This is a genomic window from Microbacterium sp. LWH10-1.2, from assembly GCF_038397765.1.
In the GTDB taxonomy this organism is placed as follows: domain Bacteria; phylum Actinomycetota; class Actinomycetes; order Actinomycetales; family Microbacteriaceae; genus Microbacterium; species Microbacterium natoriense.
On sequence record NZ_CP151638.1, the window covers coordinates 911,136 to 927,330 of the forward strand.

The window sequence follows — 16,195 nt, forward strand, 5'->3', positions numbered from 1 at the left end:
ACGAGCGCCGATTGCGAGGGTAACCTCGGTTCTCGTGCCTCTCATCGGCGCACTCCCACCACTCAAGGACGTCATGAACGACTTCGCGCAGTCTCCCTCCCTCACTCTGCTCCCGGCCGTCGATGTCGCGGGCGGCAAGGCCGTCCGCCTCACGCAGGGCGAGGCCGGCAGCGAGACCAGCTACGGCGATCCTCTCGACGCAGCGGGGGAGTGGGTGGCGCAGGGCGCGAAGTGGATCCACCTCGTCGACCTCGACGCCGCTTTCGGACGGGGGAGCAACGCCCCCATCCTGCGCAAGGTGATCAAGCAGTTCAAGAACGTCAACATCGAGCTCTCCGGCGGCATCCGCGACGACGCGACGCTGGAGGCGGCGCTCGAGAGCGGCGCCACGCGCATCAACCTCGGGACCGCGGCGCTGGAGAACCCCGAGTGGGCGGCAGACGTCATCGGCCGGTTCGGCGAGGCGATCGCGGTCGGCCTCGACGTGCGCGGCACGACCCTCGCGGCCCGCGGCTGGACGAAGGACGGCGGCGATCTCTGGGAGGTCCTGGATCGTCTCGAGGATGCCGGCTGCAGCCGCTACGTCGTGACCGACGTGACCAAGGACGGCACGCTCCGCGGACCGAACCTCGAGCTCCTGCGCGAGATGACCTCGCGCACCCCGAAGCCCGTCGTCGCCTCCGGCGGCATCGCGAACCTCGACGACATCGCCGCTCTCCGCGAGCTCGTGCCGCTGGGCGTCGAGGGCGCGATCGTCGGCAAGGCGCTGTATGCCGGCGCGTTCACGCTGGCCGAGGCTCTGGATGTCGCAGGAGACTGACGCGCACTCCTGCGGGCCCGAGTCGCACAATCACGGCGACTCCGCGGGCGTGCCGTGGGAGGGTCGCAGCTTCGAGCCGAATCCGCACGCCGCGGACGACGGCTCCGCCGACCCCGCGCTGCTCGAGGCGCTGCAGAGGTTCCGTGCGGGTGAGGGCGCGCAGACCGAGGTCATCGACGCCTTCCGCTCCGCGCGCGTGCTGATCCCCCTCGTCGCCGAGAAGGGCGATGAGGGCGTTGGTCCCACCGGCCTGGTCGTCGACAAGACGCAGGAGCTGTCGATCGTCACGGTCGCGGCCCCCGACGGCCGTCGCGTGCAGCCGGTGTTCTCCTCGGTCACCGCGATGCAGCGGTGGGATGCCACGGCCCGGCCCATCCCGGTCGAGGCCGTGCGCGCCGCGCTGGCGGCCTCCGCCGACGACACCGATCTGATCGTGCTGGACCCGACGTCCGACACGGAGTTCGTGATCCGCCGGCCCGCGGTGTGGGCGATCGCTCAGGGGCACGCGTGGGAGCCGAGCTTCCTCTCGCCGGAGGTGTTCGGTGCGCTCCAGGAGAGCGTCGCGCACGAGCTCGCGGTGATCGACGTCGCCGTCGCCGCGGGCGACCCGGACGCGAGGCTCCGCGGCCCTGAGCTCGTCGTGATCCTCGAGCTCGTCGACGGACTCGAGCGCGAGGTGCTCGACGCGGTCCTCGCGCGTCTCGCCCAGCGCTGGTCCGCCGACGATCGCATCGCCGTGCTCGCCGACTCGCTCACCGTCAAGCTCCGCCGCTCCGCCTGACGACGAGCGGCACCTCGGTCGCGCGGTCCTCGCCGCGTGTCGTCTCGCTGCGCTCGCTCAACGTCCGGGGATTGCGTGTCGTCTCGCTGCGCTCGCTCAACGCCCGGGGATTGCGTTTCGTCTCGCTGCGCTCGCTCAACGCCCGGGTTGCGGACTTCGACCCCAGCCGTTCGTCAACAGAACGTGAGGGCGCAGGGTTGCCCTGTTCGGGTGAATCGGGAGGGGCCCGCGAAGCGGGAGGGTGCCCGCTCTTCACCCGAACAGGGCAACCCGGAGCCCGCCCCCAAGAGGCCTAGTTGACCGGCCCCGTCCACTTCTCGCCCGGCCCCTTGCCGATCGGATCGGGGATGACGGAGGCCTCGCGGAAAGCGAGCTGCAGGGACCGCAGTCCGTCGCGCAGCGACCGCGCGTGCATGTCGCTGATCTCGGGGGCGCCGGCCGTGATGAGTCCGGCCAGCGCGTTGATGAGCTTGCGCGCCTCGTCGAGGTCGAGCTGCGCTGCGGCATCCGGGTCGTCGGCGAGGCCGAGCTTGACGGCCGCGGCGCTCATGAGGTGCACGGCCGCGGTCGTGATCACCTCGACGGCGGGGACGTCTGCGATGTCCCGGGTGGCGGATGACGCGGCCTCCTCCTGTCGGGCCCAGCGCTCTTCGCGCTCGCGTGCAGCCTCGTCCGATGCCTGGTTCGTCACTTCGCCTTGCCTTCTGTTAGACTTTGTCGGGCTCCGGAGCGTCATGCTCCGGTACGAAAGAGGATTCACTTCCCACCCGCGCTTGCCGTTCCAGGCTACCGGGTCTTGCACTCCACCGGATCGCATCGACAGATGCCGCCGGCAGACTGGGTGCGGAGCCGGCGTCTGAATGCCGGTGGGTGGGAGACGATTCTGATTTCGCCCGGATTGCGAACAGCATCCGGTGGCCGAAACCATCGTCTAAGGAGTTCCGCATCAGCGATCCCCGCACCAATGAGCGCATCCGCGTCCCCGAGGTCCGCCTCGTCGGCCCCGCGGGTGAGCAGATCGGCGTCGTCCGCATCGAGGCGGCGCTGCGCCTTGCGCAGGAAGCCGACCTCGACCTCGTCGAGGTCGCACCCAACTCGAAGCCGCCCGTGGTCAAGATCATGGACTACGGCAAGTTCAAGTACGAAGCCGCCCAGAAGGAGAAGGAAGCTCGCCGCAACCAGGCGAACACCATCCTCAAGGAGGTCCGCTTCCGCCTGAAGATCGAGGCGCACGACTACACGACGAAGCTCAAGCGCGCCGAGGGCTTCCTCAAGGCGGGCGACAAGGTCAAGGCCATGATCCTGTTCCGCGGTCGCGAGCAGTCGCGTCCCGAGCAGGGTGTCCGTCTTCTCCGCAAGTTCGCCGAGGACGTCGCCGAGCTCGGAACGGTCGAGTCCAACCCGACCATCGATGGACGCAACATGGTCATGATCGTGGCTCCGCTCAAGAGCAAGTCCGAGGCGAAGCAGGAGCAGAACGCCGTTCGCGACGCGCAGCGCGCAGCGAACAAGCAGGCGGCCCGCGAGGCCAAGACCGATGCTCCCGCCGAAGGCGCCGCAGCGGAGTAACTCCCGCCCCACATACTCCCGCACCGCGGGTTGACACCGTCGCCTGAGAAGGCGCCATACGAAGGAAGAGAAGATGCCGAAGCAGAAGACCCACTCGGGTGCTAAGAAGCGCTTCAAGATCACCGGCAGCGGCAAGCTGAAGAAGCAGCAGGCCGGGATGCGCCACAACCTCGAGCACAAGTCGAGCCGTCGCACCCGTCGCCTCAACCAGGACCAGGTTCTGTCGAAGGCAGACTTCAAGGTCGCGAAGAAGCTTCTCGGTCGCTGACGCGATCGAACGCACGAATAGGAACACAGGAAAATGGCAAGAGTCAAGCGGGCGGTAAACGCCCACAAGAAGCGTCGCGTCATCCTCGAGCGCGCCTCCGGCTACCGCGGTCAGCGTTCGCGCCTCTACCGTAAGGCCAAGGAGCAGGTCATCCACTCCCTGGTCTACTCGTACCGGGACCGTCGCAAGCGCAAGGGCGACTTCCGTCGTCTGTGGATCCAGCGCATCAACGCCGCTGCCCGCCAGAACGGCATGACCTACAACCGCTTCATCCAGGGCCTCGGCCTCGCGGGTGTCACGGTCGACCGTCGCATGCTCGCCGACCTCGCGGTCAACGACGCTGCGACCTTCACCACGCTGGTGGAGACGGCGAAGAAGGCTCTGCCCTCCGACGTCAACGCTCCGAAGTCGGCTGCGTAAGCACCTCTTCACACAGGGCGCTCTCCTTCGGGAGGGCGCCCTGTGGCGTTTCCGGGAGCGCGTGAGCCCCGACGACGCGCCATGGTCTCGTCGACGACGGCGGCCGCGATGACGGCGACGGCGTAGACGACGAGGTCGCGCGGGTCGAAGCCGGCTCCCAGCACCAGGCCGATCGGGGGGAACTCCGTCGCCCAGAGGCGGGGGAGCCCGGTGAGCTGGAGCAGCTCGATCCCCGCGCAGATCGTGAAGGCGATGAGGGCCGGCCGCAACGGTCGCGCACGGGGGGCGACGACGGCCGCGAGCAGATAGATGAGCACGGCGTAGAGCGCATCGCCGACGACATCTCCGATGGGGCCCGAGGCCGACCGGCGCACGAGCAGCCCCAGTCCCACGGTCGCGGCGGCGAGCACCGCGAGCACGAGCCGTCGGCGGATCGGCGGCGGGGCGGCATCCGTCATCATGCACGCACCTTATCCGGATGGCGCGAGAAGGACCTCCACGTTCCCTAGACTGTGATCGTGCTGGAGAACCCCCGGTCCCCCCGAGTCCGTGCCGTCGCGAAGCTGACCAAGCGCAGCGCGCGAACAGAGACAGGGCTGTACCTCCTCGAGGGCCCGCAGGCCGTGCGCGAGGCGCTGACCTACCGACCCGAGACGATCGTCGAGCTCTTCGCGACCCCGACGGGGTGGGACAAGCATCCGGACATCAGGGCGAAGGCGGTGGATGCCGACGTCGACGTCGAGTACGTCACCGAGTACGTCCTCAACGCCATGGCCGACACCGTGACCCCTCAGGGGCTCGTCGCGGTCGTCCAGCAGACGCCGACGTCGGTGCGTGACGTCTTCGCGTCGTCGCCTCGTCTCGTCGCGATCTGCGAGGAGGTGCGCGACCCGGGCAATCTCGGCACGATCATCAGGGCAGCGGATGCCGCCGGAGCCGATGCCGTCGTGCTCACCGGCCGCACCGTCGACCCGTACAACCCCAAGGTCGTCCGCGCGACCACGGGGTCGCTGTTCCACCTGCCCGTGTCGGTCGCGGGCGATCTCGCCGAGGTCGTGGAGCGGGCGCACGACGCCGGGCTCCGCATCCTCGCCGCAGATGTGAAGGGCGACGACCTCCTCGCCGCCCGCGCGGAGGGCGTGCTCGCCGAGCCGACGGCCTGGCTGTTCGGCAACGAGGCCCGCGGTCTCGAGGACAGCGCGCTGGAACTCGCCGACCGCGTCCTCAAGCTCCCGATCTTCGGTCGTGCCGAGTCGCTGAACCTCGCGACCGCCGCCAGCGTGTGCCTGTACGAGAGCGCCTTCGCGCAGCGCGCAGCCGTGGCAGACTGATCCGGATGGAGCGGCAGGGCGCCGTTCCCGCCTGACGTGGGGACAGGGGGCCGATGCGAGTTCTGATCGTCGAGGACGACGCCGGCGTCGCGAAGGCTCTCGATGCGTTCCTGAGCCGCTCCGGATACGCCACGGTCCGGGCGGCGACCGGTCAGGAGGCGTTGGACGCGCTCGGAGCCGACACCGAGGTCGTGCTGCTCGATCTCGGCCTCCCCGATGTCGACGGCATCGACCTCTGCCGCCGGATCCGAGCGCGCACGGACGTGCCGATCATCGTCGTGACGGCTCGCAGTCAGGTCGACGAGCGCATCAGGGGGCTCAGGGCGGGAGCCGACGACTTCGTCGTGAAGCCCTACGACATCCAGGAGCTGCTGGCCAGGATCGAGGCGGTCACCCGCAGGACCCGGCCCGCGAGAGTCGAGTCGGAGGAGATCGTGCGCCTGCACGGGGGCGCCGTCGAGGTCGACTTCGTCAAGCGCCAGCTACGGGTGCGCGCCGATCCGGTCGATCTCACCAAGAAGGAGTTCGACATCATCGCCGTGCTGGCGAGATACCCCGGTGTCGCGGTGCCGCGGGACCGGCTGATCAGAGAGGTCTGGAACACCGACTGGCACGGCTTCAGCCACTCGCTCGAGGTGCACGTGGGCGCGGTCAGGCGCAAGGTCGCAGTGCCGCTCATCGAGACCGTCCGCGGAGTCGGCTATCGGCTGATCGGCGGCTGACCCATGCGGAACCGCCTCGTCATCGTCTTCCTGGTGCCCCTGATCGCGATCGTCCTCGCACTCAGCGGAGCGTACGCCTGGAGCGCGGCGCGCAGCGTGCAGCAGTCCTTCTACAGCGATCAGTTCGGCGACCTCACCTACTTCGTGACCAGTGCGCGGCAGTCGCTGCGCGCCGACACCCCCGCGGTGCTCGAGGGCGAGGTCCGCAGGTTCCAGGACGTGTACGGCATCCGCGTGGTGGTCGTCGACGTGTCTGGTGAGGTGTGGGCGGCGAGCGGTCCGGATTCGGCGGTGCTGGAGGAGGCGGAGTCCGAACGGGTGCAGCTCGCCCTCAGCGGGCGTCGCTCTGAGCCGCCGGAGCCCACTTTCCCCCTGATCGACAACGATGCGGTCATGGCCGAGCCGGTCTTCGACGACAGCGACGTGATCGGCGTCGTGCTGATCTCGTCGAGCACCGATTCGCCGAGGTCGGAGATCCTGCAGCACTGGTTCGTGCTGTCTCTCATCGTGATCGCGACGATCCTCGCCGGGCTGCTGCTCGTGTTCGGGCTGGCGAACTGGGTCCTGGCGCCGGTGCGCCGACTCGATCAGGCGATGGTCGCGATCGAGCGCGGCGAGATGGACGCCAGGGTCTCCGAAGACACGGGGCCGCCAGAGCTGCGTCGCATGACGGTGCTCTTCAACAGCATGGCCGCCGAGATCGAACGCGTGCTCGCCCGTCAGCAGGAGTTCGCCCTGAACGCCTCGCACGAGCTGCGCAATCCGCTGAACGCCCTGCTCCTGAGGGTCGAGCACCTGATGACGGGGCTCGGTCGCGAGTGGCGAGAGGACATCGAGGAGACGAGGGAGGAGGGACGGCGGATGACGCGGATCCTGGAGACCCTCCTGAGCCTCGCGAAGGGCGGCCGAGGCGATGCGAGCTTCGCCGCCGTCGACCTCGCCGGGCTCGCGCGGCGCCGAGCGGAGGCCTGGCGGGAGGTGGCCGGCCGTCGCTCGGTGACCGTGGAGGTGACCGGCGATCGGGCCGTGCCGACGATGGCGGACAGGACGGTGCTGGAGAGCGCTCTGGACGCGGTGATCGACAACGCCGTGAAGTACTCGCCCGAGGGCGGTCGCATCGAGGTCCGCGCCGTCGCGGCTGACGGTCGCACGGGGATCGCCGTGCGCGACAACGGCCCCGGTCTCGAGGCGTCCGAGGTCGGAAGCGCGACCGAGCGGTTCTGGCGCAGCTCCGAGACGGGGACCGTGAGCGGATCCGGCCTCGGGCTCGCGATCGCCACCGACCTCCTCGCCTCGATCGGCGGAGAGCTGAGCGTGGAGGCGCCGGACGACGGGGGGCTGCTCGTGTCGCTGTGGATCCCGGACGGAGCCGTCCGATGAGGAGAGGCCTGCGCGGAGTCGTCGCGCTGATCGCCGCGGCAGCCGTCGCCGTCGGGGTCGGCGGCTGCAGCGCGCCGAGCGACGAGTGGAGCACGAGCAGCACCGTGATCGCCGGGGGGAGCACGACGGGCGTCTACTACGACTACGGGGAGCATCTCGCGGGAGAGCTCTCCACCCGCCTCGGGACTCCCGTGACCGTCGCGGAGACCAACGGCTCGGTGGACAACCTGCTGCGCATCGCCTCCGGACGGGCCGTCGTCGGGTTCGCGCAGGGGGATGCCGCGGCCGACGCCGTCGCCGGGACCGGGGTGTTCCAGGAGCCCCTCGCCGTGAAGGCCGTGGCGCGGCTCTACGACGAGTACCTGCACATCGTGGTGCGCGCCGACTCCCGCATCGACGATGTGCGTGACCTCGCCGGCATGCGCATCTCCCTGGGCGCCGAGAACTCGGGCGTGCACGTGATCGCCACGAGGCTCCTCGAGGCCGCGGGGGTGGATGCCACGACGATCAGCGACCCGCAGCTCGGACTCGCCGAGTCCATCGACGCCATGCAGGGCTCGGACATCGACGGCTTCTTCTGGGTGGGCGGCCTGCCCACTCCGGGGATCGCCCAGCTCGCGGAGAACACTCCCGTGCGGCTGCTCCCGGTGGAGCAGGCCTGGGTCAACAGCGTGAACGCGAGCCACTCAGGAGCGTATCGACCAGCCGACATCCCGGCCGGCACCTACGGCATCGAGGAGCCGACGCTGACGATGGCGGTCCCGAACTTCCTGATGACCGCCACGGACACGCCGGATGCCGTGGTGGAGGACATCGTCTCCACCCTGTTCGACGCCCGCTCCCGCATCGCTCAGGAGGTGCCGGTCGCCGCGCGACTGGACCGGAGGCAGGCGATCTTCACCGAGCCCGTCGAGCTGCATCCGGGTGCGCTGACGTACTACCGGGACACCAGGAACTGAGCCGCGGAGCGCCGCACGCGCGTCGTTCTGTGTCCGTTGGGTAACACCCGTGTTACGAGCCTCAAGAAACCCTCAAGAAGTCTGACACCGCTCGTCGCGCTCTGCCATCGTGAGGTCGGTCGCGCACGATTCGATGGAGAACTCAGACGCCCGTGGGGACGGGTGGCGCGCATGAGCTCTCTGGGAGAGCACCCCCGATCGAGCACCGCTGACCACCCTGCGAGTTTGGAGAACACATGACCTCTGGTAACGCCCTTGTGGTGGTCGAGAACGTGCAGAAGCACTACGGCGACTTCCAGGCGCTGACCGACATCGACCTCACGGTCGATCAGGGCGAGGTCGTCGTCGTGATCGGGCCCTCCGGCTCCGGCAAGTCGACGCTCTGCCGCACGATCAACCGCCTGGAGACGATCACGAGCGGCAGCATCCGCATCGACGGCAAGGAGCTGCCCGCCGAGGGCAAGGGGCTCGCGACCCTCCGCGCCGACGTCGGCATGGTCTTCCAGTCGTTCAACCTCTTCGCGCACCTGACGATCCTGGAGAACGTGACGCTCGGCCCCATCAAGGTCCGCGGGATCAAGAAGGCCGACGCCGAGAAGGAGGCGATGGAGCTCCTGGAGCGTGTCGGCGTGGCCAAGCAGGCCTCGAAGCTCCCCGCGCAGCTCTCCGGCGGTCAGCAGCAGCGCGTGGCCATCGCCCGTGCGCTGGCGATGCATCCGAAGGTGATGCTGTTCGACGAGCCGACCAGCGCGCTGGACCCCGAGATGATCAACGAGGTGCTCGACGTCATGATCGAGCTCGCCCAGCAGGGCATGACGATGATCGTCGTCACGCACGAGATGGGATTCGCCCGCAAGGCCGCCCACCGCGTCGTCTTCATGGCCGACGGGCGCATCGTCGAGGAGGCGACGCCGGAGGAGTTCTTCACGAACCCGAAGAGCGACCGCGCCAAGGACTTCCTCTCGAAGCTCCTCACCCACTGACCTTTCCACCCTGCACACACAGCACACGAAGGAGACGCACATGCGACGCACACGGACACTGGCAGGAATCGGGATCGCGGCGGCTGCGCTGCTCGCGCTGACGGCCTGCAACAGCGGCACCCCGACCAGCACCGGAACCGGCGGAGGCACCGAGGAGGAGCCGTCGACGAGCAGCACGCCGTGGACGGTGGCGACCGACGTCAAGATCGACGGCAGCCCGACGTTCGACAGGATCTCGTCCTCCGGCACGGTCAAGGTCGGCGTCAAGGAGGACCAGCCCGGTCTCGGCTACCTCGACCCGGTGACGGGGGAGCGCACCGGCTTCGACGTCGACATCGCCCGCTGGATGGCGGCATCCCTCGGCGTCGACCCCGAGAAGATCGAGTTCCAGGCGATCGCGTCGGCGAACCGCGAGCAGGCGATCGTGAACGGTGACATCGACTATTACGTCGGCACCTACTCGATCACCGACAAGCGCAAGGAGCAGATCTCCTTCGCCGGCCCGTACTTCGTCACCGGGCAGGGCCTCCTCGTCGCCTCCGACAGCAAGATCAAGAGCGTCGACGACCTGAGCTCGTCGACGACGGTGTGCTCCGCGACCGGCTCGACGCCGATCCAGAACATCAAGACGAACTACCCTGAGGTTCCGACCAAGGAGTACGACACGTACTCGAAGTGCGTGGAGGACCTGAAGAACGGGCAGGTGGATGCCGTCACCACCGACGAGGCCATCCTCATCGGCTACGCGGCGCAGGCCCCCGACAAGATCAAGGTCGTCGGCAAGCCGTTCAGCGAGGAGCGCTACGGCATCGGCGTCGCCAAGGGCGACACCGCGCTGGTGGAGTACTTCAACACGCAGCTGACCGATGGCGGCGACGTCTGGCAGCAGATCTTCGACAACAACCTCGGCGCATCCGGGGTCAAGGCGACTCAGCCCAAGGTCGACCCGGTCGGCTGAGTTCCCGCGGGCGGCCGATATCCTCGGCCGCCCGCTGATCGGCAGGGGCAGCACGAGCACACGAATCGACAGGAGCAGCAGTGGGAGTCATTACAGACAACCTCGATCTCTGGGGAGAAGCACTGGGGGGCACGATCGTGCTGTTCCTGGGCGGTGGGCTCATCGCCCTGGTGCTCGGGCTGGTCGTAGGAGCAGCGAGGGTGTCCCCGGTGCCGATCGCACGGGCGGTCGGCGGCGTGTACGTGAACTGGATTCGCAACACGCCGCTGACCCTCGTGATGTTCTTCTTCGCATTCTGCCTGCCGATCCTCGTAGGCGAGCGGATGAACTACACGTTGCTCGCCATCGTCGCGCTCGGCGTCTACACCGCCACCTATGTCGCCGAAGCACTCCGGGCCGGCATCAACACGGTCCCGGTCGGGCAGGCGGAGGCGGCGCGGGCGATCGGCCTGAACTTCGGGCAGGTCATGCGGTTCGTCGTGCTGCCGCAGGCTACGCGTTCTGTCGTGCCTCCCATGATGAGCGTGCTCATCGCCCTCATGAAGAACACCACGGTCGCGGCCGGCTTCTCGGTCGTCAATCTCGGCACGATCCGCGCGTCACTCAGTGAGGTGGGTGAGAACGCGCTGGTGGTTCTGCTCTGGGTCATGGTGGTCTTCGTGGCACTGGTCCTGCTGCTCGGCTGGCTGCAGCGCTATCTCGAGAACAAGTGGAGGATCGCTCGATGAGCTCTGTACTCTTTGACGTCCCTGGACCCAGGGCGATCGCCCGGAACCGGATCATCGGCGTCCTCACCGTCCTCGTCGTTCTCGCCGCTCTCGGCTGGGTGACATGGCGGCTCTACGTCACCGGGCAGTTCAGCGCGGAGAAGTGGAACATCTTCACCTTCTCCGCGGTCTGGGTGCGGTTCGGGCAGGGTCTGCTCAGCACCCTCGGAGCTTTCGCCGCGGCGGGCGTCGGATCGCTCGTCTTCGGTTTCATCCTCGGCATCGGGCGTCTCTCCGACCATGCCTGGGTGCGTGAGCCGGTCAGATGGATCATCGAGGTGTTGCGAGCTGTTCCGGTGCTCGTTCTCATGATGCTGCTGTACTACGGTCTTCCCGTGATCGGCGTGAAGATGCCGCCGTACTTCGCCGTCGTGATCGCATTGATCGTCTACAACGGGTCCGTGCTCGCCGAGGTGCTGCGCACCGGCGTCGAGTCGCTACCGAGGGGGCAGCGGGAGGCCGGTTACGCCATCGGCCTGCGCAAGAGCGGTGTGATGCAGCTGGTCCTGTTGCCGCAGGCCATTCGCGCGATGATGCCTGTGATCATCGCTCAGCTCGTCGTCGCGCTGAAGGACACCGCACTCGGGTTCATCATCACGTATCAGGAGCTGCTGTATGTGATCAACCAGATCGGCAACCAGGCGCCCTACGGATCTCCACTGATCCAGGCCGCTATGGTCGGCGGCTCGATGTACGTGGCGGTCTGTCTCGTGCTCTCCTACATCGCCTACCGGCTCCAGCGCCGCGCGAAGCGCTCGCCGAAGCAGGTCGCGGTCGCGCACAACGCGGCCGCAGACGACGAGTCGACGATGACCGAGGTGATCGCACTGCAGAGCCGGGCCGGGAAGCACGACGCGGGTGGTGGCATCGGCTGAACGGCGCGGCGGCGTGCCCCCGGTAGACTCGACTCTCGTGTCTGAGTCTCCAGAGATCACCCCAGAAGCGGTCGAAGCCGCCGTCGCCGCAGCCCTCGAGGCCATCGGGGCGGCGCGCGACACCACCGAGCTGAAGGCGGCCCGCGCCGCACACGTCGCCGAGGGGTCGCCGCTCGCGGTCCTGAACGCGTCCATGCGGCAGGTCGCCCCCGAGAACAAGGCGGCGTTCGGCAAACTGGTCGGCCAGGGCCGCGGCCAGGTCACCCAGGCGCTCGCCGCCAAGGAGGGCGAGCTCGCCGAGGCCGAGATCGCCGCTCGGCTCGAATCGGAGCGCGTCGACATCACGGCCGTGCCGTCCCGCACGCGCGTCGGCGCCCGGCATCCGCTCACCCTGCTCAGCGAGCAGATCTCCGACATCTTCGTCGGCATGGGGTGGGAGATCGCGGAGGGCCCCGAGCTCGAGCACGAGTGGTTCAACTTCGACGCCCTGAACTTCGACGTCGACCACCCGGCGCGCCAGGAGCAGGACACGTTCTACGTCGACCCGGCCTCGCGTCACCTCGTCATGCGCACCCACACGAGCCCCGTGCAGGTGCGGTCCATGCTCGACCGCGACGTGCCGATCTACGTGCTCTGCCCCGGCCGTGTGTACCGCACCGACGAGTTCGACGCGACGCACCTGCCGGTGTTCACCCAGTTCGAGGGCCTCGTCGTCGACAAGGGCATCTCGATGGCGCACCTCAAGGGCACGCTCGACCACGTCGCGCGTCAGCTCTTCGGACCGGAGGCCAAGACGCGCTTCCGCACGAACTTCTTCCCCTTCACCGAGCCCTCCGCAGAGCTCGACCTGTGGCACCCGACCTTCAAGGGCGGCGCGCGCTGGATCGAGTGGGGCGGCTGCGGCATGATCAACCCGAACGTGCTCCGGGCGGCGGGCATCGACCCCGACGTCTACAGCGGCTTCGCCTTCGGCATGGGCGTCGAACGCGGGCTCATGTTCCGCAGCGACGTGCAGGACATGCGCGACATGGCAGAGGGCGATATCCGATTCAGCGAGCAGTACGGGATGGTGGTGTGATGCGCGTCCCGCTTTCGTGGCTGCGTGAGTACGTCGATCTGGCAGCGGATGCCACGCCCGAGGACGTCCTCGCGGCGATGGTGCGCGTCGGCTTCGAGGAGGAGGACGTCCACCGCTTCGACATCACCGGTCCCGTCGTCGTCGGACAGGTCGTCTCGCTCGAGGGCGAGCCGCAGTCGAACGGCAAGACGATCAACTGGTGCCAGGTCGACGTGGGCGAGGCGAACGGCGGCATCCGCGGGATCGTCTGCGGTGCGCACAACTTCGTCGCCGGCGACAAGGTGATCGTGACGCTTCCGGGTGCGGTGCTGCCCGGGCCGTTCCCGATCGCGGCGCGCAAGACCTACGGACACGTGTCCGACGGCATGATCGCCTCGGCGCGCGAGCTCGGCCTGGGTGATGAGCACAACGGCATCGTCGTGCTCTCCGACCTCGGCATCGATGCGCCCGTCGGCGCCGACGCGATCGCGCTCCTCGGCCTCGACGACGTCGCCGTCGACATCAACGTCACCCCCGACCGCGGCTACGCCTTCTCGCTCCGCGGAGTGGCTCGCGAGTACTCGCACGCGACGGGGGCGGCGTTCCGCGACCCCGCCGAGCGCGACTTCGCCGAGCTTCAGCCGGGCACCGGTCACACCGCGATCATCGACGACCAGGCTCCCGTGCGCGGACGCGTCGGTGCGAGCGAGTTCGTCACCCGCGTCGTGCGCGGGGTCGACCCGTCGCGTCCGACGCCGCCCTGGATGATCGCGCGTCTCACCCTCGCGGGCATGCGCTCCCTCGGCGTGCTCATCGACATCACGAACTACGTGATGCTCGAGCTCGGCCAGCCCCTCCACGGCTACGACCTCGACGCCCTGAGCGGCGGCATCACCGTGCGCCGCGCCTCCGCGGGCGAGAAGATCACGACGCTCGACGGCCAGGAGCGCACGCTCGACGCCTCTGACCTGCTGATCACCGACGACTCGGGCCCCATCGGCATCGCCGGGGTCATGGGCGGCGGCACGACTGAGATGACGGAGACCACGCGCAACGTCCTCATCGAGGCGGCGACGTTCGACCCGGTCACGATCGCGCGCTCGGCACGTCGTCACAAGCTGCCCAGCGAGGCCTCCAAGCGCTTCGAGCGCGGCGTCGACCCGCTGATCCCGTTCGTCGCGGCCCGTCGCGCCGCCGACCTCATGGTCGAGCTCGCCGGCGGCACGCTCACCGAGGAGGGCGGCGCGCTGTTCGCCGAGGTCTTCGTCGGCGAGATCGACCTGCCCGCGGGCTTCGTCGAGGGGCTCATCGGCGTGGACTACACGGATGCCGAGATCTCGGGCGCGCTCGAGACGATCGGCGCCGAGGTCACCGCGACCGACGCCGGCTGGACGGTCATCCCGCCCACCTGGCGCCCCGACCTCACGGACAAGTGGACGCTGGCCGAGGAGGTCGCGCGCATCCACGGGCTCGACCGCATCCCGTCGGTGCTGCCCACGCCGCCCTCCGGACGCGGACTCACCGCGCACCAGCAGGGTCGCCGCCGGGTCGCGAACGCGCTCGCGTCCGCAGGACTCGTCGAGACGTCCGCGTTCCCGTTCACGAACGAGGCGCAGAACGATCTGCACGGCTCCGCCGCGGGCGAGCACCTGCCCAGCATCCGCCTGGCGAACGCCCTCGACGGCCAGGCGCCGTACCTGCGGCGCTCGCTGATCCCCGGACTGCTGCAGATCGCGCATCGCAACATCTCGCGCGGCTTCACGGACCTCGCGATCTTCGAGACCGGCGTCGTCTTCCTGCCCGAACCCGGCGTCGTCTACGGCACCGACGAGGTGCCGCCGCTCGGCGTGCGTCCGTCGGACGAGACGCTCGCAGAGCTGAACGCGTCGATCCCGCCGCAGCACCGTCACGTCGCGGTGCTGTTCACGGGCAACGTGTCGGCGCGCCAGCCGGGCCGAGCGGCCGAGGCGGCCGGTCTCCCCGAGGCCCTCGACGCCGTGCGCGTGATCGCCGCGGCGGCGGGCGTCGAGATCGACGTGGTGCAGACGCAGCGCGCCGCGCTCCACCCCGGCCGCGCCGGTGCGCTCCGCATCGGGGATGTGGAGGTCGGCTACGTCGGCGAGCTGCACCCCGCGGTCTCCGAGGACGCCGACCTGCCCGGTCGCGCGACGGTGCTCGAGCTCGATCTCGACGGCATCCTCTCGCTCGCCGGGGGAGGAACGGTCGCGGCCTCGCTGTCGACCTTCCCCGCGGCGACGCAGGACGTCTCGCTCACGGTGCCCGCGGAGGTCCCCGCTGGGGATGTCCGTGCCGCTCTCATCGAAGGGGCGGGGCCCATGCTCGAGTCCCTGCGCCTGGTCGACGACTACCGCGGCGAGGGCGTTCCCGAGGGGTCCAAGAGCCTCACGTTCGCGCTGCGCTTCCGCGCCGACGACCGCACGCTGACCGCGGCGGAGGCCACGGAGGCCAAGCTCGCCGGGGTCGCGGTCGCGGCGGAACGGTTCGGCGCCGCGCTGCGCGACTGAGCCCGGTTCCGGTACGGCGCCGGGGTAGCGTGTCGGGATGAGCATCCTCCCGCACAGCACCCCGGCGGCCGTTCCCGAGGGCGTCCGCCCGCTCGGCGATGGTCCGTTCCTCGCGCCCGGAGAGCAGATCGACTGGCACTACCGGGCGCCCGGCTGGCAGCCGGGAGACCCCTCGACGATCAGCCCCATGCGCGTCGTGCGCGACGATGAGCGCGGGCTCGTGGCCTGGCTCGCCTCCGGCACGCTGCAGGAGGCTCAGGGGACGGTCACGGGCGAGCGCGTGCGCTCGATCCCGCTGGAGCGGCGCTGGCTCGACGGCCGCACGAGGATCGTCGAGGCATGGTGGGGCGGCGGCAGCCTGCGCATCGCTCCGGCCGGAGCACCCTGGTCGGTGTGCCTGTTCTGGACGCACGCGGATGACGGCGACTGGCGCTTCGACGGCTGGTACGTGAATCTGGAGAACGCCCATCTGCGCACCGACCGCGACACCTACTCCTCGGATCACATCCTCGACGTCTGGATCGCGGCGGACCGCACGGTTCATCTCAAGGACGAAGACGAGGTCGCCGCGGCGATCGTGCAGGGTCGGCTCACCCGCGAGCAGGCCGCGCAGATCGAGAGGCATGCGGATGCCGCGATCCAGTCCTTCCACGACGGCGACTGGCCCTTCGACCCGGAGTGGGTCGCATGGCGCCCCGACCCGACGTGGACCCTCCCCGAGCTTCGCGGCCTGGAGGAGCTGCGGCGCCCTTGAGGTCGGCTCCGCTGCGGTGTCTGCGC

Annotated in this window: 18 protein-coding genes; 16 read left to right on the forward strand and 2 right to left on the reverse strand. The window is 69.2% G+C overall.

The genetic code is table 11. The annotated features are described in order from the left end of the window. Positions 1 to 73: 73 nt before the first annotated feature. A complete protein-coding gene (priA, locus tag MRBLWH10_RS04300) occupies positions 74 to 820 on the forward strand; it encodes a bifunctional 1-(5-phosphoribosyl)-5-((5-phosphoribosylamino)methylideneamino)imidazole-4-carboxamide isomerase/phosphoribosylanthranilate isomerase PriA (RefSeq protein ID WP_105672398.1) in 747 nt (248 codons plus the stop codon). Continuing rightward, entirely contained in the window at positions 804 to 1,601 is a 798-nt protein-coding gene (locus MRBLWH10_RS04305; RefSeq protein ID WP_341941754.1) for an SseB family protein, read from the forward strand. Before priA ends, MRBLWH10_RS04305 begins: the two co-directional genes overlap by 17 nt. 292 nt (positions 1,602 to 1,893) lie before the next feature. Here the strand turns inward: MRBLWH10_RS04305 and MRBLWH10_RS04310 are convergent, their stop codons facing one another. Beyond that, entirely contained in the window at positions 1,894 to 2,292 is a 399-nt protein-coding gene (locus MRBLWH10_RS04310; protein ID WP_223586190.1) for a DUF1844 domain-containing protein, read from the reverse strand. A 218-nt stretch (positions 2,293 to 2,510) separates the two neighbouring features. On the opposite strand from MRBLWH10_RS04310, the gene infC reads away from it, so the two are divergent. The 3 genes from infC to rplT all read left to right on the forward strand — a co-directional run bounded on the left by infC (position 2,511) and on the right by rplT (position 3,858). Beyond that, positions 2,511 to 3,170, forward strand: a complete 660-nt coding sequence (gene infC, locus MRBLWH10_RS04315; protein ID WP_308116191.1) for a translation initiation factor IF-3 — start codon at positions 2,511 to 2,513, stop codon at positions 3,168 to 3,170. A gap of 73 nt (positions 3,171 to 3,243) precedes the next feature. After that, entirely contained in the window at positions 3,244 to 3,438 is a 195-nt protein-coding gene (gene rpmI, locus MRBLWH10_RS04320) for a 50S ribosomal protein L35 (protein WP_060927878.1), read from the forward strand. Between the two features lie 33 nt (positions 3,439 to 3,471). Then, a complete protein-coding gene (gene rplT / locus MRBLWH10_RS04325) occupies positions 3,472 to 3,858 on the forward strand; it encodes a 50S ribosomal protein L20 (RefSeq protein WP_017202428.1) in 387 nt (128 codons plus the stop codon). An 8-nt stretch (positions 3,859 to 3,866) separates the two neighbouring features. On the opposite strand, the gene MRBLWH10_RS04330 is transcribed toward rplT, so the two are convergent. Beyond that, the gene (locus tag MRBLWH10_RS04330) at positions 3,867 to 4,319 is read right to left on the reverse strand and encodes a DUF2809 domain-containing protein (RefSeq protein WP_341941755.1); all 453 of its coding nucleotides are present in this window, start codon (positions 4,317 to 4,319) and stop codon (positions 3,867 to 3,869) included. Between the two features lie 57 nt (positions 4,320 to 4,376). Between MRBLWH10_RS04330 and MRBLWH10_RS04335 the strand changes: the two genes are divergently transcribed. The 11 genes from MRBLWH10_RS04335 (at position 4,377) to MRBLWH10_RS04385 (ending at position 16,169) form a co-directional block, all read left to right on the forward strand. Continuing rightward, positions 4,377 to 5,189: an RNA methyltransferase gene (locus MRBLWH10_RS04335; RefSeq protein ID WP_105672429.1), complete on the forward strand. Its 813-nt coding sequence runs from the start codon at positions 4,377 to 4,379 to the stop codon at positions 5,187 to 5,189. Between the two features lie 53 nt (positions 5,190 to 5,242). Then, the gene (locus tag MRBLWH10_RS04340; protein WP_105672394.1) at positions 5,243 to 5,911 is read left to right on the forward strand and encodes a response regulator transcription factor; all 669 of its coding nucleotides are present in this window, start codon (positions 5,243 to 5,245) and stop codon (positions 5,909 to 5,911) included. A gap of 3 nt (positions 5,912 to 5,914) precedes the next feature. Further along, entirely contained in the window at positions 5,915 to 7,291 is a 1,377-nt protein-coding gene (locus tag MRBLWH10_RS04345; RefSeq protein ID WP_341941756.1) for a HAMP domain-containing sensor histidine kinase, read from the forward strand. Beyond that, positions 7,288 to 8,250, forward strand: coding sequence for a TAXI family TRAP transporter solute-binding subunit (locus MRBLWH10_RS04350; RefSeq protein ID WP_341941757.1), 963 nt, complete (start codon positions 7,288 to 7,290; stop codon positions 8,248 to 8,250). Before MRBLWH10_RS04345 ends, MRBLWH10_RS04350 begins: the two co-directional genes overlap by 4 nt. Before the next feature lie 236 nt (positions 8,251 to 8,486). Then, on the forward strand, positions 8,487 to 9,233 hold the full coding sequence (locus tag MRBLWH10_RS04355) for an amino acid ABC transporter ATP-binding protein (protein WP_105672391.1): 747 nt from the start codon (positions 8,487 to 8,489) through the stop codon (positions 9,231 to 9,233). A gap of 40 nt (positions 9,234 to 9,273) precedes the next feature. Then, positions 9,274 to 10,191, forward strand: a complete 918-nt coding sequence (locus tag MRBLWH10_RS04360; protein WP_341941758.1) for a glutamate ABC transporter substrate-binding protein — start codon at positions 9,274 to 9,276, stop codon at positions 10,189 to 10,191. Between the two features lie 80 nt (positions 10,192 to 10,271). Next, complete coding sequence (locus tag MRBLWH10_RS04365; RefSeq protein ID WP_341941759.1) at positions 10,272 to 10,919, forward strand: amino acid ABC transporter permease; 648 nt, start codon at positions 10,272 to 10,274, stop codon at positions 10,917 to 10,919. Next, positions 10,916 to 11,833: an amino acid ABC transporter permease gene (locus tag MRBLWH10_RS04370; RefSeq protein ID WP_341941760.1), complete on the forward strand. Its 918-nt coding sequence runs from the start codon at positions 10,916 to 10,918 to the stop codon at positions 11,831 to 11,833. Before MRBLWH10_RS04365 ends, MRBLWH10_RS04370 begins: the two co-directional genes overlap by 4 nt. Before the next feature lie 37 nt (positions 11,834 to 11,870). Beyond that, on the forward strand, positions 11,871 to 12,911 hold the full coding sequence (pheS, locus tag MRBLWH10_RS04375; protein ID WP_341941761.1) for a phenylalanine--tRNA ligase subunit alpha: 1,041 nt from the start codon (positions 11,871 to 11,873) through the stop codon (positions 12,909 to 12,911). Next, a complete protein-coding gene (gene pheT / locus MRBLWH10_RS04380; RefSeq protein ID WP_341941762.1) occupies positions 12,911 to 15,415 on the forward strand; it encodes a phenylalanine--tRNA ligase subunit beta in 2,505 nt (834 codons plus the stop codon). Before pheS ends, pheT begins: the two co-directional genes overlap by 1 nt. A gap of 37 nt (positions 15,416 to 15,452) precedes the next feature. Beyond that, the gene (locus MRBLWH10_RS04385; protein ID WP_341941763.1) at positions 15,453 to 16,169 is read left to right on the forward strand and encodes a DUF402 domain-containing protein; all 717 of its coding nucleotides are present in this window, start codon (positions 15,453 to 15,455) and stop codon (positions 16,167 to 16,169) included. Positions 16,170 to 16,195 lie beyond the last annotated feature (26 nt).